Source organism: Mycolicibacterium peregrinum (genome assembly GCF_001665625.1).
In the GTDB taxonomy this organism is placed as follows: domain Bacteria; phylum Actinomycetota; class Actinomycetes; order Mycobacteriales; family Mycobacteriaceae; genus Mycobacterium; species Mycobacterium peregrinum_B.
Genome location: NZ_LZSY01000086.1, coordinates 62363 through 79783 on the forward strand (window position 1 = coordinate 62363; position 17421 = coordinate 79783).

General features: G+C 67.1%; 18 protein-coding genes. 7 read left to right on the forward strand and 11 right to left on the reverse strand.

Going from position 1 to position 17421, the window contains the following annotated elements:
- Nucleotides 1–5: 5 nt before the first annotated feature.
- The 4 genes from A5779_RS11495 to serA form a co-directional block, all read right to left on the reverse strand.
- On the reverse strand, nucleotides 6–620 hold the full coding sequence (locus tag A5779_RS11495; protein ID WP_055112736.1) for a dihydrofolate reductase family protein: 615 nt from the start codon (nucleotides 618–620) through the stop codon (nucleotides 6–8).
- A gap of 89 nt (nucleotides 621–709) precedes the next feature.
- Nucleotides 710–1297 carry a hypothetical protein gene (locus A5779_RS11500; RefSeq protein ID WP_064881902.1) on the reverse strand — a complete coding sequence of 196 codons (588 nt, stop codon included), beginning with the start codon at nucleotides 1295–1297 and terminating at the stop codon, nucleotides 710–712.
- A 25-nt stretch (nucleotides 1298–1322) separates the two neighbouring features.
- Entirely contained in the window at nucleotides 1323–2333 is a 1011-nt protein-coding gene (locus tag A5779_RS11505) for a 3-isopropylmalate dehydrogenase (RefSeq protein WP_064881904.1), read from the reverse strand.
- The gene (gene serA / locus A5779_RS11510; protein ID WP_064881906.1) at nucleotides 2330–3916 is read right to left on the reverse strand and encodes a phosphoglycerate dehydrogenase; all 1587 of its coding nucleotides are present in this window, start codon (nucleotides 3914–3916) and stop codon (nucleotides 2330–2332) included. The genes A5779_RS11505 and serA overlap by 4 nt, the downstream gene beginning before the upstream one ends.
- A gap of 60 nt (nucleotides 3917–3976) precedes the next feature.
- Between serA and A5779_RS11515 the strand changes: the two genes are divergently transcribed.
- From A5779_RS11515 to A5779_RS11525, 3 genes are all read left to right on the forward strand, one after another.
- Nucleotides 3977–5407, forward strand: a complete 1431-nt coding sequence (locus A5779_RS11515) for a phytoene desaturase family protein (RefSeq protein ID WP_110777154.1) — start codon at nucleotides 3977–3979, stop codon at nucleotides 5405–5407.
- A complete protein-coding gene (gene wrbA, locus A5779_RS11520; protein WP_064881909.1) occupies nucleotides 5404–6015 on the forward strand; it encodes an NAD(P)H:quinone oxidoreductase in 612 nt (203 codons plus the stop codon). The genes A5779_RS11515 and wrbA overlap by 4 nt, the downstream gene beginning before the upstream one ends.
- 124 nt (nucleotides 6016–6139) lie before the next feature.
- On the forward strand, nucleotides 6140–6424 hold the full coding sequence (locus tag A5779_RS11525; protein WP_236734739.1) for a hypothetical protein: 285 nt from the start codon (nucleotides 6140–6142) through the stop codon (nucleotides 6422–6424).
- Nucleotides 6425–6497: 73 nt separating this feature from the next.
- Here A5779_RS11525 and ilvC read toward each other — a convergent pair whose 3' ends face one another.
- The 3 genes from ilvC to A5779_RS11540 are packed head-to-tail and all read right to left on the reverse strand — an operon-like array spanning nucleotide 6498 to nucleotide 9941.
- Complete coding sequence (gene ilvC / locus A5779_RS11530; protein WP_064881915.1) at nucleotides 6498–7511, reverse strand: ketol-acid reductoisomerase; 1014 nt, start codon at nucleotides 7509–7511, stop codon at nucleotides 6498–6500.
- Nucleotides 7512–7566: 55 nt separating this feature from the next.
- Entirely contained in the window at nucleotides 7567–8079 is a 513-nt protein-coding gene (gene ilvN / locus A5779_RS11535; RefSeq protein WP_055112725.1) for an acetolactate synthase small subunit, read from the reverse strand.
- Nucleotides 8079–9941: an acetolactate synthase large subunit gene (locus tag A5779_RS11540; protein WP_064881981.1), complete on the reverse strand. Its 1863-nt coding sequence runs from the start codon at nucleotides 9939–9941 to the stop codon at nucleotides 8079–8081. Before A5779_RS11540 ends, ilvN begins: the two co-directional genes overlap by 1 nt.
- 367 nt (nucleotides 9942–10308) lie before the next feature.
- Here A5779_RS11540 and A5779_RS11545 point away from each other — a divergent pair, with 367 nt between their 5' ends.
- Nucleotides 10309–10650 carry a PH domain-containing protein gene (locus A5779_RS11545; protein ID WP_064881916.1) on the forward strand — a complete coding sequence of 114 codons (342 nt, stop codon included), beginning with the start codon at nucleotides 10309–10311 and terminating at the stop codon, nucleotides 10648–10650.
- 26 nt (nucleotides 10651–10676) lie between these two features.
- On the opposite strand, the gene A5779_RS11550 is transcribed toward A5779_RS11545, so the two are convergent.
- Nucleotides 10677–11519, reverse strand: a complete 843-nt coding sequence (locus A5779_RS11550) for a DoxX family protein (protein ID WP_064881917.1) — start codon at nucleotides 11517–11519, stop codon at nucleotides 10677–10679.
- A 135-nt stretch (nucleotides 11520–11654) separates the two neighbouring features.
- On the opposite strand from A5779_RS11550, the gene A5779_RS11555 reads away from it, so the two are divergent.
- Both A5779_RS11555 and A5779_RS11560 read left to right on the forward strand, forming a co-directional pair.
- Entirely contained in the window at nucleotides 11655–12773 is a 1119-nt protein-coding gene (locus A5779_RS11555) for a PQQ-dependent sugar dehydrogenase (RefSeq protein ID WP_174554320.1), read from the forward strand.
- A 101-nt stretch (nucleotides 12774–12874) separates the two neighbouring features.
- Nucleotides 12875–13534, forward strand: a complete 660-nt coding sequence (locus tag A5779_RS11560) for a TetR/AcrR family transcriptional regulator (protein WP_064881918.1) — start codon at nucleotides 12875–12877, stop codon at nucleotides 13532–13534.
- Nucleotides 13535–13541: 7 nt separating this feature from the next.
- Here the strand turns inward: A5779_RS11560 and gatB are convergent, their stop codons facing one another.
- The gene (gene gatB / locus A5779_RS11565; RefSeq protein WP_064881919.1) at nucleotides 13542–15053 is read right to left on the reverse strand and encodes an Asp-tRNA(Asn)/Glu-tRNA(Gln) amidotransferase subunit GatB; all 1512 of its coding nucleotides are present in this window, start codon (nucleotides 15051–15053) and stop codon (nucleotides 13542–13544) included.
- 24 nt (nucleotides 15054–15077) lie between these two features.
- Nucleotides 15078–15551, reverse strand: a complete 474-nt coding sequence (locus A5779_RS11570) for a MarR family winged helix-turn-helix transcriptional regulator (RefSeq protein ID WP_064881923.1) — start codon at nucleotides 15549–15551, stop codon at nucleotides 15078–15080.
- Nucleotides 15552–15625: 74 nt separating this feature from the next.
- On the opposite strand from A5779_RS11570, the gene A5779_RS11575 reads away from it, so the two are divergent.
- The gene (locus A5779_RS11575) at nucleotides 15626–16318 is read left to right on the forward strand and encodes an NAD(P)-dependent oxidoreductase (protein WP_064881985.1); all 693 of its coding nucleotides are present in this window, start codon (nucleotides 15626–15628) and stop codon (nucleotides 16316–16318) included.
- Between the two features lie 15 nt (nucleotides 16319–16333).
- Here the strand turns inward: A5779_RS11575 and A5779_RS11580 are convergent, their stop codons facing one another.
- On the reverse strand, nucleotides 16334–17365 hold the full coding sequence (locus A5779_RS11580) for an ATP-dependent 6-phosphofructokinase (RefSeq protein ID WP_064881925.1): 1032 nt from the start codon (nucleotides 17363–17365) through the stop codon (nucleotides 16334–16336).
- Nucleotides 17366–17421: the final 56 nt, after the last annotated feature.

The following is a 17421-nucleotide window of genomic DNA, read 5'->3' on the forward strand; positions in this document are numbered from 1 at the left end:
CGAACTCATTGATCGGGCGCGCTCATGTCCCCGGTCCCCGGAATTCCGTCGGCAAGTCCGTACCGCAGATGCACGATGCCGTTCGGGCTGGCGACCGGCGGTTGCAGCAGTGTGACGTTGGTGGGCACCGCGCCACCGTCGAACACCTTCTTCCCCGCACCCAGCATGATCGGGTGCACCCACAGGTCGAGGCGATCAAAGAGCTTCTCGCGCAAGAGCGTCTGGACCAGATTCAGGCTGCCGACGACCTTCACATGCTCATGCCGATCCCGGATCTCACGCACGGCGGCACCCAGGTCCGCGCCCAACTGTTGGGAACCGGCCCACGTGAGGTCAGGTGTGCCGCGGGAGGCGACGTACTTGGGGATGCTGTTGAACAGCGTGCCGAAGTCATCCGTCTGGTGTGGCCAGTAGGCGGCGAAGATGTCGTACGTCCGGCGCCCGAGCAGGAGAGCATCGGTGCCCTCGTATGCAGCGCCGACCTGTGCACCCGACACCTCGTCGATCAACGGCGCCTGCCAGCCGCCGAACGAGAACCCCTCGGGGTCCTCGTCAGGCCCGCCCGGCGCCTGCGCGACGAGGTCGAGGGTCGCGAACAGTTCGATGTCGATGAGTCCCATGCCCGTATAGACCGACCGGCGCCCAAAGACTCATCGCCTCGGTGATCGACTCTGCGTCCAGGGCGCGAATGTGCGAGTGACCCGCGCCCTCAGCGCAGAGTCGGTGCCGTGTCAGACCGGGGACGCAGCATCAACGCCGCGGCCAGAAAGCACAACGCCCCGATGAAGGTGCCGAAATTGGCGAGCCGCTCGTCGACTGTCACGCCGGTCTTGCGAACGAATGCGGCGAGCGCAGAGACCCCGAACGCCACACAGCCCATCATGTTGATCCACGCGGCCTGCCAGCCAGCGGATTTCGGTGACCACGCGCCGACCGCCAGCACTGCGAGCACGCCGCTGAGCAGGAAGGCCAGTGAGCCGGTCGCGTCGGGGGCCCAGACGAACCGACGCTCGGCCAGTACCGCGTGGGCCCAGACCGACGCGCCGGTGCTGAGGTTGAACAGGAGGGTCCCGGCGAATTGTGTGGCCGCCGACCACCAGTCGAGTCCGCGTCTGGCGAGCACGAGCTGGATGCCCGCGGCCGTGGTGAAAAACCACGAGCCGACGAAGCACAGCGTGTTCGTCACGCCCGCACCGGCCAAGGCAGGGAAACCCGGCACGGTGGCGGCCGCGAAGAACGCCGATCCGATGGCGAACAGCCAACACTGCCTCGTCAGGGTGGCGAAGCGGGCAGTCACCGCCGACTCAGCGCAGAATCACCGGCTACAGCAGCGACAGGATCCGCTCGCCGACCTCGCTGGTCGAGAGCTTCGCGTCACCGCGGGTGGCCAGGTGCTCACCGACCGCCTTGTCGACCCGCGCGGCGGCGTCGGTCTCACCGATGTGCGTGAGCAGCAGCGCCACGCTCATCACCGCGGCGGTCGGATCGGCGATCCCCTGCCCGGCGATGTCGGGTGCACTACCGTGCACCGGCTCGAACATCGACGGGTTCGTGCCCGTCGCATCGATATTGCCCGAGGCGGCCAGGCCGATACCGCCGGAGACCGCGGCCGCCAGATCGGTGATGATGTCGCCGAACAGGTTGTCGGTGACGATCACGTCGAACCGGCCGGGATCGGTGACCATGTGGATGGTGGCCGCATCGATGTGCTGGTAAGCCGTCTCGACGTCCGGGTACTCCGTACCGATCTCGTCGACGGTGCGCTTCCACAGCGAGCCGGCGAACGCCAGCACGTTGTTCTTGTGCACCAGAGTCAGGTGTTTGCGTCGCGCGCGGGCTTTCTCGAACGCATAACGCACCACGCGCTCCACGCCGAACCGGGTGTTGGTGGACACCTCGGTGGCAACCTCGTGCGGGGTGCCCACCCGGATCGCGCCGCCGGTGCCGGTGTAGGGACCTTCGGTGCCCTCGCGCACCACCACGAAGTCGATCTCCGGGTTGCCGGCCAAGGGACTGGAAACCCCGGCGAACAACTTCGACGGCCGCAGGTTCACGTGGTGGTCCAACGCAAACCGCATGTTGAGCAGCAACCCGCGTTCGAGCACACCACTGGGGACCGACGGATCGCCGATGGCGCCCAACAGGATTGCGTCATAGCCCTTGAGCTCCTCGACGAATCCCTCGGGCAGGGTCTCCCCCGTCGCGTGGTAACGCCGCGCGCCCAGGTCGTATTCGGTCCGGTCCACGCCGGGCAGCACCGCGTCGAGCACCTTCAGCGCCTCGGCGATGACCTCCGGACCGATGCCGTCACCGGCGATTACAGCGAGTTTCATGACAGGTCGACCACTTCCAGCGTCGTGGCGTCAACGGCAGCGGCAAGCGCCGAACGCACATCCTCTGGCACGTCGGTGTCCAGCCGCAGCATCACGATGGCACTGTCGCCATCGACGTCCTGGCTCAGCTGCGCGGCCAGGATGTTGACGTTCGCCCCACCCAGCAGGGTGCCGATCTTGCCAAGGGCGCCCGGCTGATCGTTGTAGTGGACGATGAGGTTGTAGCCCTCGGCGCGCAGGTCGAAGTTGCGGCCGTTGATCTGGACGATCTTCTCGACCAGCTGCGGCCCCGACAGGGTGCCCGCGACGTTCACCGCGCTGCCGTCGGCATGCACGACGCGCACATCGACCACGCTGCGGTGGTTGGGGCTCTCGGTGGCAGTGCTGATCTCGGAGGCCACGCCACGGTCGGCGGCCAGCGTCGGAGCGTTGACGAACGTGACCTGCTCGTCGACCACCGCGGAGAACAGCCCGCGCAGCGCCGACAGCCGCAGGATCTCGACATCCTCCGACGCCAGCTCGCCGCGCGCCTGGACGGTGAGCGACACCGGGGCCGCATCGGACAGGGCACCGGCCAGCAGACCGAGCTTGCGCACCAGGTCCAGCCAGGGCGCCACCTCTTCGCCGACGGCGCCGCCGCCCACGTTGACCGCGTCCGGCACGAATTCGCCGGCAAGGGCGAGCTTCACGCTGGCGGCCACATCGGTACCGGCCCGGTCCTGCGCCTCGGCGGTCGAGGCACCCAGGTGCGGGGTCACGACGACCTGCGGCAGCTCGAACAGCGGGCTGTCGGTGCACGGTTCGGTCGAGAACACGTCCAGACCGGCGGCACGCACGTGGCCGCTCGTGATGGCATCGGCCAGGGCCTGCTCATCGATCAGACCACCGCGGGCGGCGTTGACGATGATGACGCCCGGCTTGGTCTTGGCCAGGTTGTCCTTGCCGAGCAGGCCGGCGGTCTCCTTGGTCTTGGGCAGGTGCACCGAGATGAAGTCGGCTCGGCCGAGCAGCTCCTCCAGCGGCAGCAACTCGATACCGAGCTGGGCGGCGCGGGCCTGCGAGACGTAGGGGTCGTACGCCACGATGTGGGCGCCGAAGGCGGCCAGGCGCTGGGCGACCAGCTGACCGATGCGGCCGAGACCGACGACACCGACGGTCTTGTCGAAGATCTCGACGCCCGAGAACGACGACCGCTTCCAGGTGTGTTCCCGCAGCGTTGCGTCGGCGGCGGGGATCTGTCGCGCCGTGGACAGCAGCAGGGCCAGGGCGTGCTCGGCGGCACTGTGGATGTTGGAGGTCGGTGCGTTGACGACGAGCACCCCGCGGGCGGTCGCGGCGTCGACGTCGACGTTGTCCAGGCCGACACCGGCGCGGGCGACGATCTTGAGTTTGGGGGCCGCGGCGATGACCTCGGCGTCCACCGTGGTGGCGGAACGCACCAGCAGCGCGTCGGCTTCCGGCACGGCAGCGAGCAGCTTCTCGCGGTCCGGACCGTCGACCCACCTGACCTCTACCTGGTCACCGAGAGCGGCGACGGTCGATTCCGCGAGCTTGTCGGCAATCAAAACAACGGGGAGACTCACGCGGACAGCCTAGTGTGTGCGCCCTACCACAGCCGAACCGCGTGCGGTGTACTGATGGGCGTGGACGTCACAATCGTCGGCAGCGGCCCCAACGGCCTGTCCGCCGCGGTCATCTGTGCCCGGGCCGGACTGGCCGTACGCGTCATCGAAGCGCAACCCACCCCGGGCGGTGGGGCACGCACCATGCCGGACCCGGAATATCCCGGAGTCAGCCACGACATCTGTTCAGCGGTGCACCCGCTGGCGTTGGCGTCGCCGTTCTTCGCCGCCTACGACCTGACCGCCCGCGGGGTGCAACTGGCGGTCCCCGAGATTTCCTACGCCAGCCCGTTGCAGCACCGCCCGGCGGCGATCGGTTACCGCGACATCGAGCGCACGTGCTCCGAACTGGACCACGGAGATTCCTGGCGACGGCTGCTCGGTCCGCTGGCTGCCGAGTGCGATGACGTGGTGGGCCTGATCCTCGGCGACAAGCGGTCGCTACCGCCGTCGCTGACCGCGGCCGCGCGTGTCGCGCCCCGATTGCTCGCCCAAGGCACCCCGTTGTGGCGCACACTGACGGGCGAAGATGCCCGTGCGTTGTTCAGTGGTGTTGCAGCACACACGATCTCGACGATGCCATCACTGGTATCGGGTGGCGCTGGTCTGATGCTGGCGACGCTGGGACATGCTGTGGGATGGCCGATCCCGATCGGCGGATCCCAGGCGATCCCGGATGCGCTGATCGCCGATCTCACCGCGCACGGCGGCGAACTCGTCCTCGGACACGAGGTCACTGAACCACCGTCGGGCGTGGTCATCTACGACACCGCACCGACCGCGCTGCTGTCGATCTACGGCAAGGCCCTGCCGCCTCGCTATGCGCGGGCGTTGAGCCGCTACCGCTACGGACCGGGGGTGGCGAAGGTCGATTTCGTGCTGAGCGGCGAGATCCCTTGGCGTGACCCGCGTCTGGCCCAGGCGCCGACCCTGCACCTGGGTGGCAGCCGGGCACAGATGGCACTGGCCGAGTCCGAGATCGCCGCGGGCCGCCACGCCGAGTGGCCGATGGTGCTGGGCGCGCTCCCCCACGTCGCCGACGCATCCCGCATCGATGACGCCGGCCGGCGCCCGCTGTGGACCTATGTCCACGTACCCAACAATTCGACGCGGGACATGGCCACGGTGGTCACCGACATCTTCGAACGATTCGCCCCGGGCTTCCGCGATCTGGTGGTCGGGGTCCGCAGCGTGCCCGCGTCGCGGATGGACGAGCACAACGCCAACCTGGTGGGCGGCGATATCGGTGTGGGGGGCAACAACATGGCCAGCGCGCTGCTGGGGCCCACTCCACGGTTCGACCCGTGGACCACCCCGATCCCCAAGGCCTACCTGTGCTCGTCGGCCACTCCGCCGGGTGGTGGCGTGCACGGGATGGCCGGGTTCTACGCCGCCCGCACCGTGCTCAAACGCGAGTTCGGTATGCGGGATCTGCCTAAGCTGGCACCATGACCACTCCTGCACCCAAGGTCGCCGTCATCTACTACTCCGCGACCGGCCACGGCACGCACATGGCTCAGCGGGTCACCGCCACCGCCGAGGCCGCAGGTGCCGAGGTGCGGTTGCGGCCCGTCGCCGAGACCGCCGATCCAGAGTCCTTCGCTCACAATCCGGCCTGGACCGCGAATTACGAAGCCACCAAGGATCAACCGAGCGCCACCGGTGACGACATCGTCTGGGCAGACGCGGTGATCTTCGGCTCCCCCACCCGATTCGGTTCTGTCGCTTCGCAATTGCGCGCATTCCTCGATTCGCTCGGCGGCCTGTGGTCACAGGGCAAGCTCGCCGACAAGGTCTACGCCGGGTTCACCTCGACCAACACCGCGCATGGCGGGCAGGAGACCACGCTGCTGACGCTCTACGTGACGTTGATGCACTGGGGCGGGATCATCGTCCCGCCGGGCTACACCGATCCGCTCAAATTCGTCGACGGCAACCCGTACGGCGCCAGCCTGCTGGCCAACCACGACAACATCAGCGAGTTCGACGACACCACCTACGACGCGCTGGATCACCTTGCCCGGCGGGTCGTCAGCGTGGCGGCACGGCTGGGTTCGTAGCCGCCGACGGCTGGCGCCGGGAAAACTGCTGCGCTGCAGCACTGCCGAGGCCGCTTAGATTTGATGCGTGAACTTTGGGGGCGTCGCACGGTTGGTGGGATCAGTCCCACACCTGGATCCGGTCATGAAGTTGTTCGCGGTGGGCGACCTGGAGCTCTATCACGTGAGCCCACCGCTGCACGGGTACAACGTCGTCGCCGCCGCACAGACGATGTGGGCCATGCGAACGCAGTGCATCTACCCGGACGGCCGCATCGAGCCGCCGGAGCCCGACGACCCGGTGTCGACCGAGCTGTTCGGCGTCGTCGGTGAGGGCCTGCAGATCGACAGCACCGAGAAGCTCCCCGGCAGCGCCGAGGGTAGAAATGTGGCCCGCACGCTCGCCGCGATCGGCTACCGAATCGTCTAGAAAACGCCGAAAGGCCAGTTACTGCACGCTTTTTAGTGAATCGCGTGCAATAACTGGCCAGTGAACGCAGCAGTTATGCCGTTTCGGTGATCGGCCGGTCGACCCAGCTCATCAGGTCGCGCAGCTTCTTGCCGGTGACCTCGATCGGGTGCTCGGCGTTGGCCTTGCGAAGACCTTCGAGCTCCTTGTTGCCGCCCTCGACGTTGGCGACCAGGCGCTTGACGAAGGTGCCGTCCTGGATGTCGGTCAGGATGTCGCGCATGCGCTGCTTGGTGTCGGCGTCGATGACCCGCGGACCCGAAAGGTAGCCACCGAACTCCGCGGTGTCGGACACCGAGTAGTTCATGCGGGCGATGCCGCCCTCGTACATCAGGTCGACGATGAGCTTGAGCTCGTGCAGCACCTCGAAGTAGGCCATCTCCGGGGCGTAGCCCGCCTCGACCATGACCTCGAAGCCGGCCTTGACCAGCTCTTCGGTGCCACCGCAGAGCACGGCCTGCTCACCGAACAGGTCGGTCTCGGTCTCTTCCTTGAAGGTGGTCTTGATGACGCCGGCGCGGGCACCGCCGATCGCGGCGGCGTACGAGAGCGCCAGGGCCTGGCCCTCGCCCTTCGGGTCCTGGTCGACGGCGATCAGGCAGGGCACACCCTTGCCGTCGACGAACTGGCGACGCACCAGGTGGCCGGGCCCCTTGGGGGCGACCATGCCGACGGTGACGTTGGCCGGAGCCTTGATCAAGCCGAAGTGGATGTTGAGGCCGTGGCCGAAGAACAGCGCGTTGCCGTCCTCCAGGTTGGGCTCGATGTCGTTCTTGAAGATCTCGGCCTGCGCGGTGTCGGGCGCGAGCACCATGATCACGTCGGCCCACTTGGCGACCTCTGCGGGGGTGCCGACCTCGAGGCCCTGCTCTTCGACCTTGACGCGGGACTTCGAGCCCTCTTTCAGGCCGACCTTGACCTGGACACCCGAATCACGCAGCGACAGCGAATGCGCGTGCCCCTGGCTGCCGTAGCCGATGACGGCGACCTTGCGACCCTGGATGATCGACAGGTCCGCGTCGGCGTCGTAAAACATCTCAACTGCCATGCGAAATTTTCCTTCTCTTTCTAGCTCTACAGCCGACTAACGCTACTCGACGTGCTTACTTCACTGCGCTGATACCACGGGGTCCGCGCGAGACCGACACCATGCCGGACTGTGCGATCTCACGGATACCGTAGGGCTCCAGGACCCGCAGCAGGGCCTCCAGCTTTTCCGAGGTCCCGGTGGCCTCGACGGTCAGGGACTCGGTCGAAACGTCAACCACCTTGGCGCGGAACAGGTTCACCGCTTCGATGACCTGACCGCGGTTGCTCGCGTCGGCGCGCACCTTGATCAGGGCGAGTTCGCGGGAGACCGAGCTGTCGTCCTCCTGCTCGACGATCTTGATCACGTTGACCAGCTTGTTGAGCTGCTTGGTGATCTGCTCCAGCGGCGATTCCTCGACACTGACGACGATCGTCATCCGCGACATGTGCTTCTGCTCGGTGGCACCCACAGCCAGGGACTGGATGTTGTAGCCACGACGGGAGAACAAGGTGGCCACCCGGGCGAGGACGCCGGGTTTGTCCTCGACCAGCACCGAAAGCGTGTGGGTGGGCGTGGTGTTGCTCATCAGGCGTGCCCCTCGGCGTCGTTTTCGTCGAACAGCGGCCGGATGTCCCGAGCTGCCATGATCTCGTCGTTGCTGGTGCCGGCGGCGACCATCGGCCACACCTGCGCATCGGCACCGACGATGAAGTCGATGACCACCGGGCGGTCGTTGATCGCCCGGGCCTGGTTGATCACGTCCTCGACGTCCTCGGCCCGCTCGCAGCGCAGCCCGACGCAGCCCAGCGCCTCGGCCAGCTTGACGAAGTCCGGGATCCGACGCGAGTGCGTGGCCAGATCGGTCTGGCTGTAGCGCTGGTCGTAGAACAGCGTCTGCCACTGCCGCACCATGCCCAGGTTGCCGTTGTTGATCAACGCCACCTTGATCGGTGCGCCCTCGATGGCACAGGTGGCCAGCTCCTGGTTGGTCATCTGGAAGCAGCCGTCACCGTCGATGGCCCACACCTCGGCCTCGGGGCGGGCGAACTTGGCGCCCATGGCCGCCGGGACGGCGAAGCCCATGGTGCCAAGGCCACCGGAGTTCAGCCACGTCTTGGGGTTCTCGTACTTGACGAACTGCGCGGCCCACATCTGGTGCTGGCCGACCCCGGCGACATAGACCGCCTCGGGTCCGGCGATCTGACCCAGCTTCTCGATGACGTACTCGGGGCTGAGGCTGCCATCGCTCTGCGGGCCGTAGCTCAGCGGGTAGGTCGACTTCAGTCCGGACAGGTACTCCCACCAGCCGTCCAATTTCAATGCGGCACTGGTCGTTCCATCGCGGCGCAGCACCTCGATCAGATCGGTGATGACGGCCTTCACGTCACCCACGATGGGGACGTCGGCGTGCCGGTTCTTGCCGATCTCGGCGGGGTCGATGTCGGCGTGGATCACCTTCGCCTCAGGGGCGAACGAGGACAGCTGACCGGTGACCCGGTCGTCGAACCGAGTGCCAAGAGCGATCAGCAGGTCGCTCTTCTGCAACGCACCCACCGCGGCCACGGTGCCGTGCATGCCCGGCATCCCCAGGTGCTGCGGGTGGCTGTCCGGGAACGCGCCGCGGGCCATGAGCGTGGTGACGACCGGGATGCCGGTCAGCTCGGCCAGCTCGAGCAGTTCGGCGCTGGCCTCACCACGGATCACACCACCGCCGACGTAGAGCACCGGCTTGTGCGCCGCGGCGATCAGCTTGGCGGCCTCACGCACCTGACGGCTGTGCGGCTTGGTGTTCGGCTTGTACCCGGGCAGGTCCATCTGCGGCGGCCAGGAGAAGGTGCACTGGGCCTGCAGGATGTCCTTGGGAACGTCGACGAGCACCGCGCCCGGGCGCCCCGAGCTGGCGATGTAGAAGGCCTCGGCCATCACCTGGGCGATGTCGTCACCGTTGCGCACCAGGAAGTTGTGCTTGGTGATCGGCATGGTCATGCCGGTGATGTCGGCTTCCTGGAAGGCGTCGGTGCCGATCAGGCTGCGGCCCACCTGCCCGGTGATGGCCACCACGGGGATGGAGTCCATCTGGGCGTCGGCCAGCGGGGTGATCAGGTTGGTCGCGCCGGGGCCGGACGTGGCCATCATCACGCCGACCTTGCCCGTGGCGTGGGCATAGCCGCTGGCGGCGTGGCCGGCGCCCTGCTCATGGCGGACCAGCACGTGGCGCAGCTTCTGCGAGTCGAACAGCGGATCGTAGACCGGCAGCACGGCGCCACCGGGGATCCCGAAGACGACGTCGACGCCGAGCTCTTCCAGCGACCGGACGACCGCCTGGGCGCCGGTGAGCTGCTGCGGTGCAACCCGGTTGGGCTGTCCCGAATCTGATTTGGCGTTGGTTGCGCCGTTGGCAGGCGCGGTTCCCGACCGGGCTGGCGGTCGCGTTGTCGGTGCGCTCACGATGTCCTCTTCACGGTCTGCTTCACATTCCTCTTCAGGAAGTTTCAATTTTTCATTGATTACGGCGCGCTTGTGGGCAAATAAAAAACCCCCGTCAGCCGGTAGCTGTACGAGGGTGGCGCGTCGATGCGGTTGGCTATGCCCGGCAGAGGGCCAGCGCGGCATCAACGCGCCAACCAATTACTACGAGCAATCCGGGGTTCTGCATAGCACCCGACGGTAGCTGCCGTACAGGTTAAAGGTCAAATTGGTTCCGCTGAGCCCCGGACGCCCGGTGACGCCGGCGGGGCCGTCCGCCGGGTGGTGCAAGGATGAACCTGTGAGCGCACGATCGGCAACCGCCCCTGTCGTAATCCGGATATCGCCCATGGCGCACCTGGCAGTCGGATTCCTGACGCTCGGCCTGCTGACGCTGGTCCTGAGCAATCCGACCTGGTTCTCGGTGCTGCTGGTGATCCCGATTGCGTTGTCGGCGGCCATCATTCGGTACCGCACGACCGCCGATGCCGACACCGTCACAGCGCGGTCGCTGACGCGCAGCCGCACCGTGTCGTGGACCGAGATCAAGGGATTGCGGTTCGACCGGTCCTCTTGGGCGATCGCAGATTTGAGCGACGGTACGGACCTGCGCCTGCCTGCCGTGACGTTCGCAACACTGCCGTTGCTCACCGAGGTGAGCGGCGGCCGCGTACCGAATCCGTACGCCTGACGGTTCAAACGCCGTTCAGCGCCGTCTCAACCCAGCGGGTTGCCGCCGTTGAGCAACACCCAGATCGCGATGCCGCCGGCCACGCCGAGCACCAGGGCCACGAAGGAACCCACGAACGGGCGTCGAGCCCAGCCGCGGCCGGCGTCGAATCCGTAGCGGCCCGGCCCGGTCAGGATGATCGCGGCTGCGGCGACGACGACGATCATCCGGTATTCGGTGCCGTCGGTGATGACTTCCGCGAGGCGGGCCTGCTCATGCGCCGCCATCGCGGTGGCCAGCACCCCGTTGATCAGGTAGGCCAGTGCGCCGGCCGCCGCGATCGGGGTGAACAACCCGAGGACCAGCAGCACGCCTGCGGCGATCTGCCCGCCGGTGGCGGCATAGGTCAGGATGTCGGCGTTCTTGAAGCCCATCTCGTCCAGCGACGAGTTGAACCCGTCCAGCCCTGGGCCGCCCCACCAGCCGAAGGCCTTCTGCAGGCCGTGGATGATCATCAGCCCGCCCAGCGCGACGCGCAGGATCAGCAGGCCGAGGTCCTGGGTGCCGCGTCGACCGGCCGCCCGGACCCGGTCGTCGATGAAGTCGTCGCGCTCGATCTCGGCCGGTTCGGCCGAGAAGGGGGCCATGGGGGCCGGCCCGCCGGATTGCACGTACGGCAGTGGCTCGGGGTCGGAGACCAGGCTGAATGCGGACTGGTCGCCCGCTTTCGAGTCGTAGCGGGGAATGGCGGTGGTCTCGAAGTCGCCGCCGTAGTTTTCCGACGGCAGGTCGTCTTCGGGGTCGACCAGGCTGGCCCCGGCCGGCCTGGCGGAATCGTCCGAGTAACCCGGTCGTTGCCAGGCTTGTGGGTCCTGTGGGTGGCTGGTCACAGCTGCCAGGGTAAGTGCAAGTTCGGTCCGATCCGGGTATTTACCCCGGCGCTTCCGCCTGGTATCGACCTGCTACGGATCCGACGCGCGGTCCCGACGTGGCGCGCACCGCCGAGCGATCCGTAATCTGGCGGCATGAAATCGCGCCGGCTGATGGGGGTGGCCGCCGTTCTGTGTGCCGCGATGCTTGTCGGGTCGGGCTGTGCCCGGTTCGACGCGGCCCAGTCCGAACCTTTCACCACCGAGCCCAAGATGGCACCGGGGCCGACCACCACACCACCGCCGCCGCCACCGCTGCCGGCCAAGCCGTTCCCCAAGGAATGCAAGGCGACAGGTGTCATGCAGGGCTGCCTCGACAGCACCAGCGGTCTGATCATGCTGCCCGACAGCCAGTCAGCCCTGGTCGCCGAGCGGCTCACCGGCGCGGTCAAGCAGGTGTCGGTGAAGGCCGAGCCGAAGGTCAAGGTGACGATCCCCGTCGATCCGTCCGGCGACGGCGGACTGATGGACATCGTGCTGTCGCCGACCTACGGCCAGGACCGTCTGATGTACGCCTATGTCAGCACTCCGACGGACAACCGCGTGATCCGCATCGCCGACGGCGACGTGCCGAAACCCATCCTCACCGGCATTCCGAAGGGTGCCACCGGCAACATGGGGGCGCTGACGTTCACCAGCAAGACCACCCTGCTGGTGCAGACGGGCGATGCGGGCGACCCGGCATTGGCCGCCGATCCCGCATCGCTGGCAGGCAAGGTACTGCGCATCGAGCAGCCCACCACCGTCAACCAGGCCCCGGTCACCACAGCGCTAAGCGGCCTGGGTGGCGCGGGCGGAATGTGTGTCGATTCGTCAGACGGCTCGCTCTACGTCACCGACCGCACCCCGAGCGCCGATCGACTGCAGCGCATCACCAAGGATTCCAAGATTTCCACGGTGTGGACCTGGCCGGACCGGCCGGGCGTCGCCGGATGCGCCGCCCTGGAGGGCACGGTGTTGGTGAACCTGGTCAACGTCAAGAAGACCGTCGCCGTACGCCTGGCACCCGATACGGGCGCGGTCACCGGTGACCCGGAGGTGGTCCGGGAGAACGTGCGCGGTCATGCCTGGGCGTTGCAGCTCTCCCCCGACGGCAACGTGTGGGGCGCAACCGTGAACCGGACCGCCGGAGATGCCGAGAACTTCGACGACGTCGTCTTCCCGCTCTTCCCACAGGGCGGCGGCTTCCCGCGCAGCAATGCTGACAACACCTAGGACACAAGACATTTCGGCCTAGATCGACTCCCCGGCCCGGACCGGGACCGGCAGCGTCAATCGGCTGATATGAATACAACGCCCACAATGTGCCCTTAGAAATGGTTCGCCTATCACGTACCATTACCCGGGTGCCTGACCGCCAGCGCCGCAGATATGCACCGCGGCTACCGCGTGAGGAGCGGCGCGAGCAACTGCTGGACGCAGCTTTGACGGTGCTCCACGATTGCCCCCTGCACGAGCTGACCATGGAGGGGGTCGCCGAGGCCGGTGGCGTCGGCAAACCCGTTCTCTATACCGCGTTTCGGACCCGCACCGAACTGGTGGCTGCGTTGCTCGTCCGGGAGCACCAGCGGGGCCTGAGCCAGGTCCTGACCACCCTGCCCGAGAATCTGTCGGTAACCGGACCGGCAGATGCCTACACGGCGACGGTCACCGGTTTCCTACGCTGCGTGCTGGAGAATCCGGCCCGCTGGCGGCTCATCCTCACCGAACCCGACACCGCGCCGCGGGATGTCCACGCAGCGGTCCGCAACGCCCGCAACCAGATCCTCACGGAGCTCAAGCAAATGGCAAAGGCGGGCATAGCCGTGGATCCCCGGCTGTCCGCACTGGATCCCGAGCTTCTCGGCCACACCTTGCTGTCGTTCGCGGAGATGCTCGGCCGCCTCGCCGTGCACGACCCGGCCAGCTACCCACGCGAACGGCTCGAGCAATATGCCGCCGCCGCGATGACGATGTTCGCCGGCGCCGTCAAGTAACGCGCGGTTACCCGCCCTGGCCGCAGGCGGCCAGCACCAGCTCGCGTACCCGGGCCGCGTCGGCAGAACCCTTGGTCGCCTTCATCACCGCACCGACAATCGCCCCGGCGGCCTGGACCTTGCCACCGCGGATCTTGTCCGCGACGTCGGGCTGAGCCTCGAGCGCTTTATCAACGGCAGCCTGGATCACCGAGTCGTCGCGCACGAGCGCCAGCCCACGGTCGGCCATCACCTGCTCGGGTTCGCCCTCGCCGGCCAACACTCCCTCGATGACCTGTCGGGCCAGTTTGTTGGACAGCTTGCCCTCGTCGACGAGCTTGACCACGACGGCCACCTGGGCCGGGGTGATCGGCAATGTCTCGAGCTCGACCTCGGATTCGTTCGCCTTCTGCACCAGGAAGTTGCCCCACCAGGCGCGGGCGGCCTCGCTGGAGGCGCCGTGGGAGACGGTGGCTGCCACCAACTCCACCGCACCGGCGTTGACCAGGTCACGCATCACCTCGTCGGAGATGCCCCAGTCCTGCTGAATCCGCTTGCGCGCCAACCACGGCAGCTCGGGGATGGTCTGACGCAGGCGTTCGACGAGCTCTGCGTCGGGGGCGACAGGCTCGAGGTCGGGCTCGGGGAAGTACCGGTAGTCCTGCGCGGTCTCCTTGCTGCGGCCCGGGGAGGTGTAGCCGTCCTCGTGGAAATGCCGCGTCTCCTGGGTGACCGTGCCACCGGAATTGAGAACCGCTGCCTGGCGGCGCATCTCATACCGGACGGCAACCTCGACGCTCTTGAGCGAGTTCACGTTCTTGGTCTCGGTACGGGTGCCGAACTCGGTGGCCCCGACCGGCTTCAGTGACAGGTTCGAGTCGCACCGCATCGACCCTTGATCCATCCGGACATCCGATACGCCCAAGCCACGCAACAGATCTCGCAGCGCGGTCACATAGGCGCGGGCGATCTCCGGTGCCCGTGCCCCGGTGCCCTCGATCGGCCTGGTGACAATCTCGATCAACGGAACACCGGCACGGTTGAAATCGGCGAGCGACGTCGTCGCACCCGCGATACGGCCGGTGTCGCTACCCAGATGGGTCAGCTTGCCGGTGTCCTCCTCCATGTGCGCACGCTCGATCTCGACGCGGAAGGTGGTGCCATCGTCGAGCGGCACGTCGAGGTATCCGTCGATCGCGATCGGCTCGTCGTACTGCGAGATCTGGTAGTTCTTCGGCTGGTCGGGGTAGAAGTAGTTCTTCCGGGCGAACCGGCCCCACGGCGCGATGTCGCAGTTGAGCGCGAGGCCGATCCGGATCGCCGACTCGACCGCCGCCTCGTTGAGCACCGGCAGCGACCCGGGCAGCCCCAGGCACACCGGGCAGACCAGGGTGTTCGGCTCGGCACCGAACCGGTTGGCGCAGCCGCAGAACATCTTGGTGGCCGTGGACAGCTCGACGTGAACCTCCATACCCATCACGGGCTCATAGGTGGCGATGACGTCGTCGTAGTCAACGAGTTCGGCGGTAGCGACAGACATGGTGTCGATCCTAATGGGGCCGTTTCAGGCCAGTCCGGGGTGGACGCCGGGGATCAGGCCGGCCGCGGCCGACAACCGGCGCAGCAGGTGGCGCAGCGCGGTGCGTTCGTCGTCGGACAGTGACGCCGTCACCTCGTCCTCAAGTGCACGACCTGCGGAGTCCAGGGCTGGGACCAACTCGCGCGCCCGCCCGGTCAGAGATACGGCGAATGCCCGCCGGTCATCGGGATGCGCCCGGCGTTCGACGAGACCCTCGGCCTCCAGCGTGTCGATCAGCGCGACCATGACATTGCGGTGCAGCCCAAGGCGTTCGCAGAGCTCGCGCTGCGACTGCCCGTCGACACCGGCGAGTGCCAGCAGAACCGCGGTGGCCCTGGGATGCAGACCCAACGGCTCCAGCTTCGCTCTGAAGCCATCGGCCACATATGCGCCGAGTTGGGACAGCAGGAACGGGATGCGCTCGTCGAGAGCGGACACACCGGTCGGTTCCTCAACCATGCCGCCGACACTAGCACTGTTAGTGATTGTCATATAACGTGATTGTCACTATTAGTGACTAAATGGGAGGCAACATGCGAATCGCCATCTTTGGCGCCAACGGGGCAACCGGACGTCTGCTCACCCGCCGGGCCCTCGACGCCGGGCACGACGTCGTGGCGGTCACCCGCCACCCCGAGGCGTTCCCCGTCACCGGCGCCGCACTCACCGTGGCCGAGGCCGACGTGCGGGACGCGGACGCGGTCGCCGCCGCCGTCGACGGCGCTGACGCAGTCCTGTCCACCCTGGGCGTCACGTTCACGATGGATCCCGTCGACACCTACTCGATCGGCGTGAGCAACATCGTCACCGCGATGCACCGGACCGGGGTCGAGAGGTTGGCCGTCGTGAGTTCGACCGCGATCGCCGACTATCCCGGCCGCACCGCTACGCCGTTCGCGCTGCGCCTGGTCCAGCCCGTCATCAGCCGCATCTTCGGCAGGACCCTCTACGCCGACATGCGTCGCATGGAAGAGGTCGTGACCGCCAGCGGACTGGACTGGACGATCGTGCGGCCGTCCGGCCTGTTCGACCTGCCGAACGTCACCGATTACATTGCCGGCCAGTGCGACCCGGTGGGCGCTTTCACGTCGCGCACCGACCTTGCCGACTACCTGCTGAAGCTGGCCGATTCACCGGAAACCGGTGCGACCGTGACGGTTTCGACGACTGTGGACACGCCGTCCATGTGGCAACTGTTACGCCGCGAAGCGCTCAAGAGCGCATGACGTTCCCGCGCGCGCTCAGCCGAAGAACTCGGCGGCGTCGTCGTAACGGGACTGCGGTACCAGTTTGAGGTGGCGGGTCGCATCGGCCAGCGGTACCCGGCCGATGTCCTGCCCCTGCAACGACACCATCATCCCGAACTCGCCGGCATGGGCGGCGTCGGCCGCGTTCACACCGAACCGGGTGGCCAGCACGCGGTCATAAGCCGTCGGGGTACCGCCGCGCTGGACGTGGCCGAGGACCGTGACGCGTACATCCTTTTTGATGCGCTTCTCCACCTCGAGCGCCAATTGCTGTGCCACACCGGTGAATTTCTCATGCCCGAACTCGTCCATGCCGCCCTGACGCAGTTGCATGGTGCCCTCGGCCGGCTTCGCCCCCTCTGCCACCACGCAGATGAAGTGTGACGATCCGTGCTGGAACCGCTTCTTGACCAGCCGGCACACTTCCTCGACATCGAAGGGCTGCTCGGGGATCAGGGTCATGTGCGCGCCCGACGCCAGCCCGGCGTTGAGCGCGATCCAGCCGGCATGCCGGCCCATCACCTCGACCAGCATGACGCGCTGGTGGGATTCGGCGGTGCTGTGCAGCCGGTCGATGGCCTCGGTTGCCACCTGCAGCGCCGTGTCGTGACCGAAAGTCACGTCCGTGCAGTCGATGTCGTTGTCGATGGTCTTGGGCACCCCCACCACCGGGACGTTCTCCTCGGACAACCAGTGCGCGGCGGTCAGAGTGCCTTCACCCCCGATCGGGATCAACACGTCGATCCCGTTGTCTTCGAGGGTCTGCTTGATCTGATCCAGGCCCGCCCGCAGCTTGTCGGGGTTGACCCGCGCGGTGCCCAGCATGGTTCCGCCCTTGGCCAACAGCCGGTCATTGCGATCATCGTTGGCCAATTGGATTCGGCGATCCTCCAACAACCCTCGCCAGCCGTCGAGGAATCCGACCACCGACGAGCCGTAGCGCTGGTCGCAGGTACGCACCACCGCCCGGATCACCGCGTTCAGGCCAGGACAATCACCGCCGCCGGTGAGAACTCCGATGCGCATGGCCCCATCTTGCCCTCCGGCGACCGTTTCAGTGGGCCGAGCAGACGCACAATCGC

Coding starts and splice junctions, on each gene's coding strand:
- A5779_RS11525 (WP_236734739.1), top strand. CDS start 6,140: ATGAAGTTGTTCGCGGTGGGCGACCTGGAGCTCTATCACGTGAGCCCA.
- A5779_RS11580 (WP_064881925.1), bottom strand. CDS start 17,365: ATGCGCATCGGAGTTCTCACCGGCGGCGGTGATTGTCCTGGCCTGAAC.
- A5779_RS11560 (WP_064881918.1), top strand. CDS start 12,875: ATGGTTCGCCTATCACGTACCATTACCCGGGTGCCTGACCGCCAGCGC.
- A5779_RS11575 (WP_064881985.1), top strand. CDS start 15,626: ATGCGAATCGCCATCTTTGGCGCCAACGGGGCAACCGGACGTCTGCTC.
- A5779_RS11555 (WP_174554320.1), top strand. CDS start 11,655: ATGAAATCGCGCCGGCTGATGGGGGTGGCCGCCGTTCTGTGTGCCGCG.
- A5779_RS11545 (WP_064881916.1), top strand. CDS start 10,309: ATGGCGCACCTGGCAGTCGGATTCCTGACGCTCGGCCTGCTGACGCTG.
- A5779_RS11570 (WP_064881923.1), bottom strand. CDS start 15,551: ATGGTTGAGGAACCGACCGGTGTGTCCGCTCTCGACGAGCGCATCCCG.
- wrbA (WP_064881909.1), top strand. CDS start 5,404: ATGACCACTCCTGCACCCAAGGTCGCCGTCATCTACTACTCCGCGACC.
- ilvC (WP_064881915.1), bottom strand. CDS start 7,511: ATGGCAGTTGAGATGTTTTACGACGCCGACGCGGACCTGTCGATCATC.
- A5779_RS11495 (WP_055112736.1), bottom strand. CDS start 620: ATGGGACTCATCGACATCGAACTGTTCGCGACCCTCGACCTCGTCGCG.
- gatB (WP_064881919.1), bottom strand. CDS start 15,053: ATGTCTGTCGCTACCGCCGAACTCGTTGACTACGACGACGTCATCGCC.
- A5779_RS11505 (WP_064881904.1), bottom strand. CDS start 2,333: ATGAAACTCGCTGTAATCGCCGGTGACGGCATCGGTCCGGAGGTCATC.
- ilvN (WP_055112725.1), bottom strand. CDS start 8,079: ATGAGCAACACCACGCCCACCCACACGCTTTCGGTGCTGGTCGAGGAC.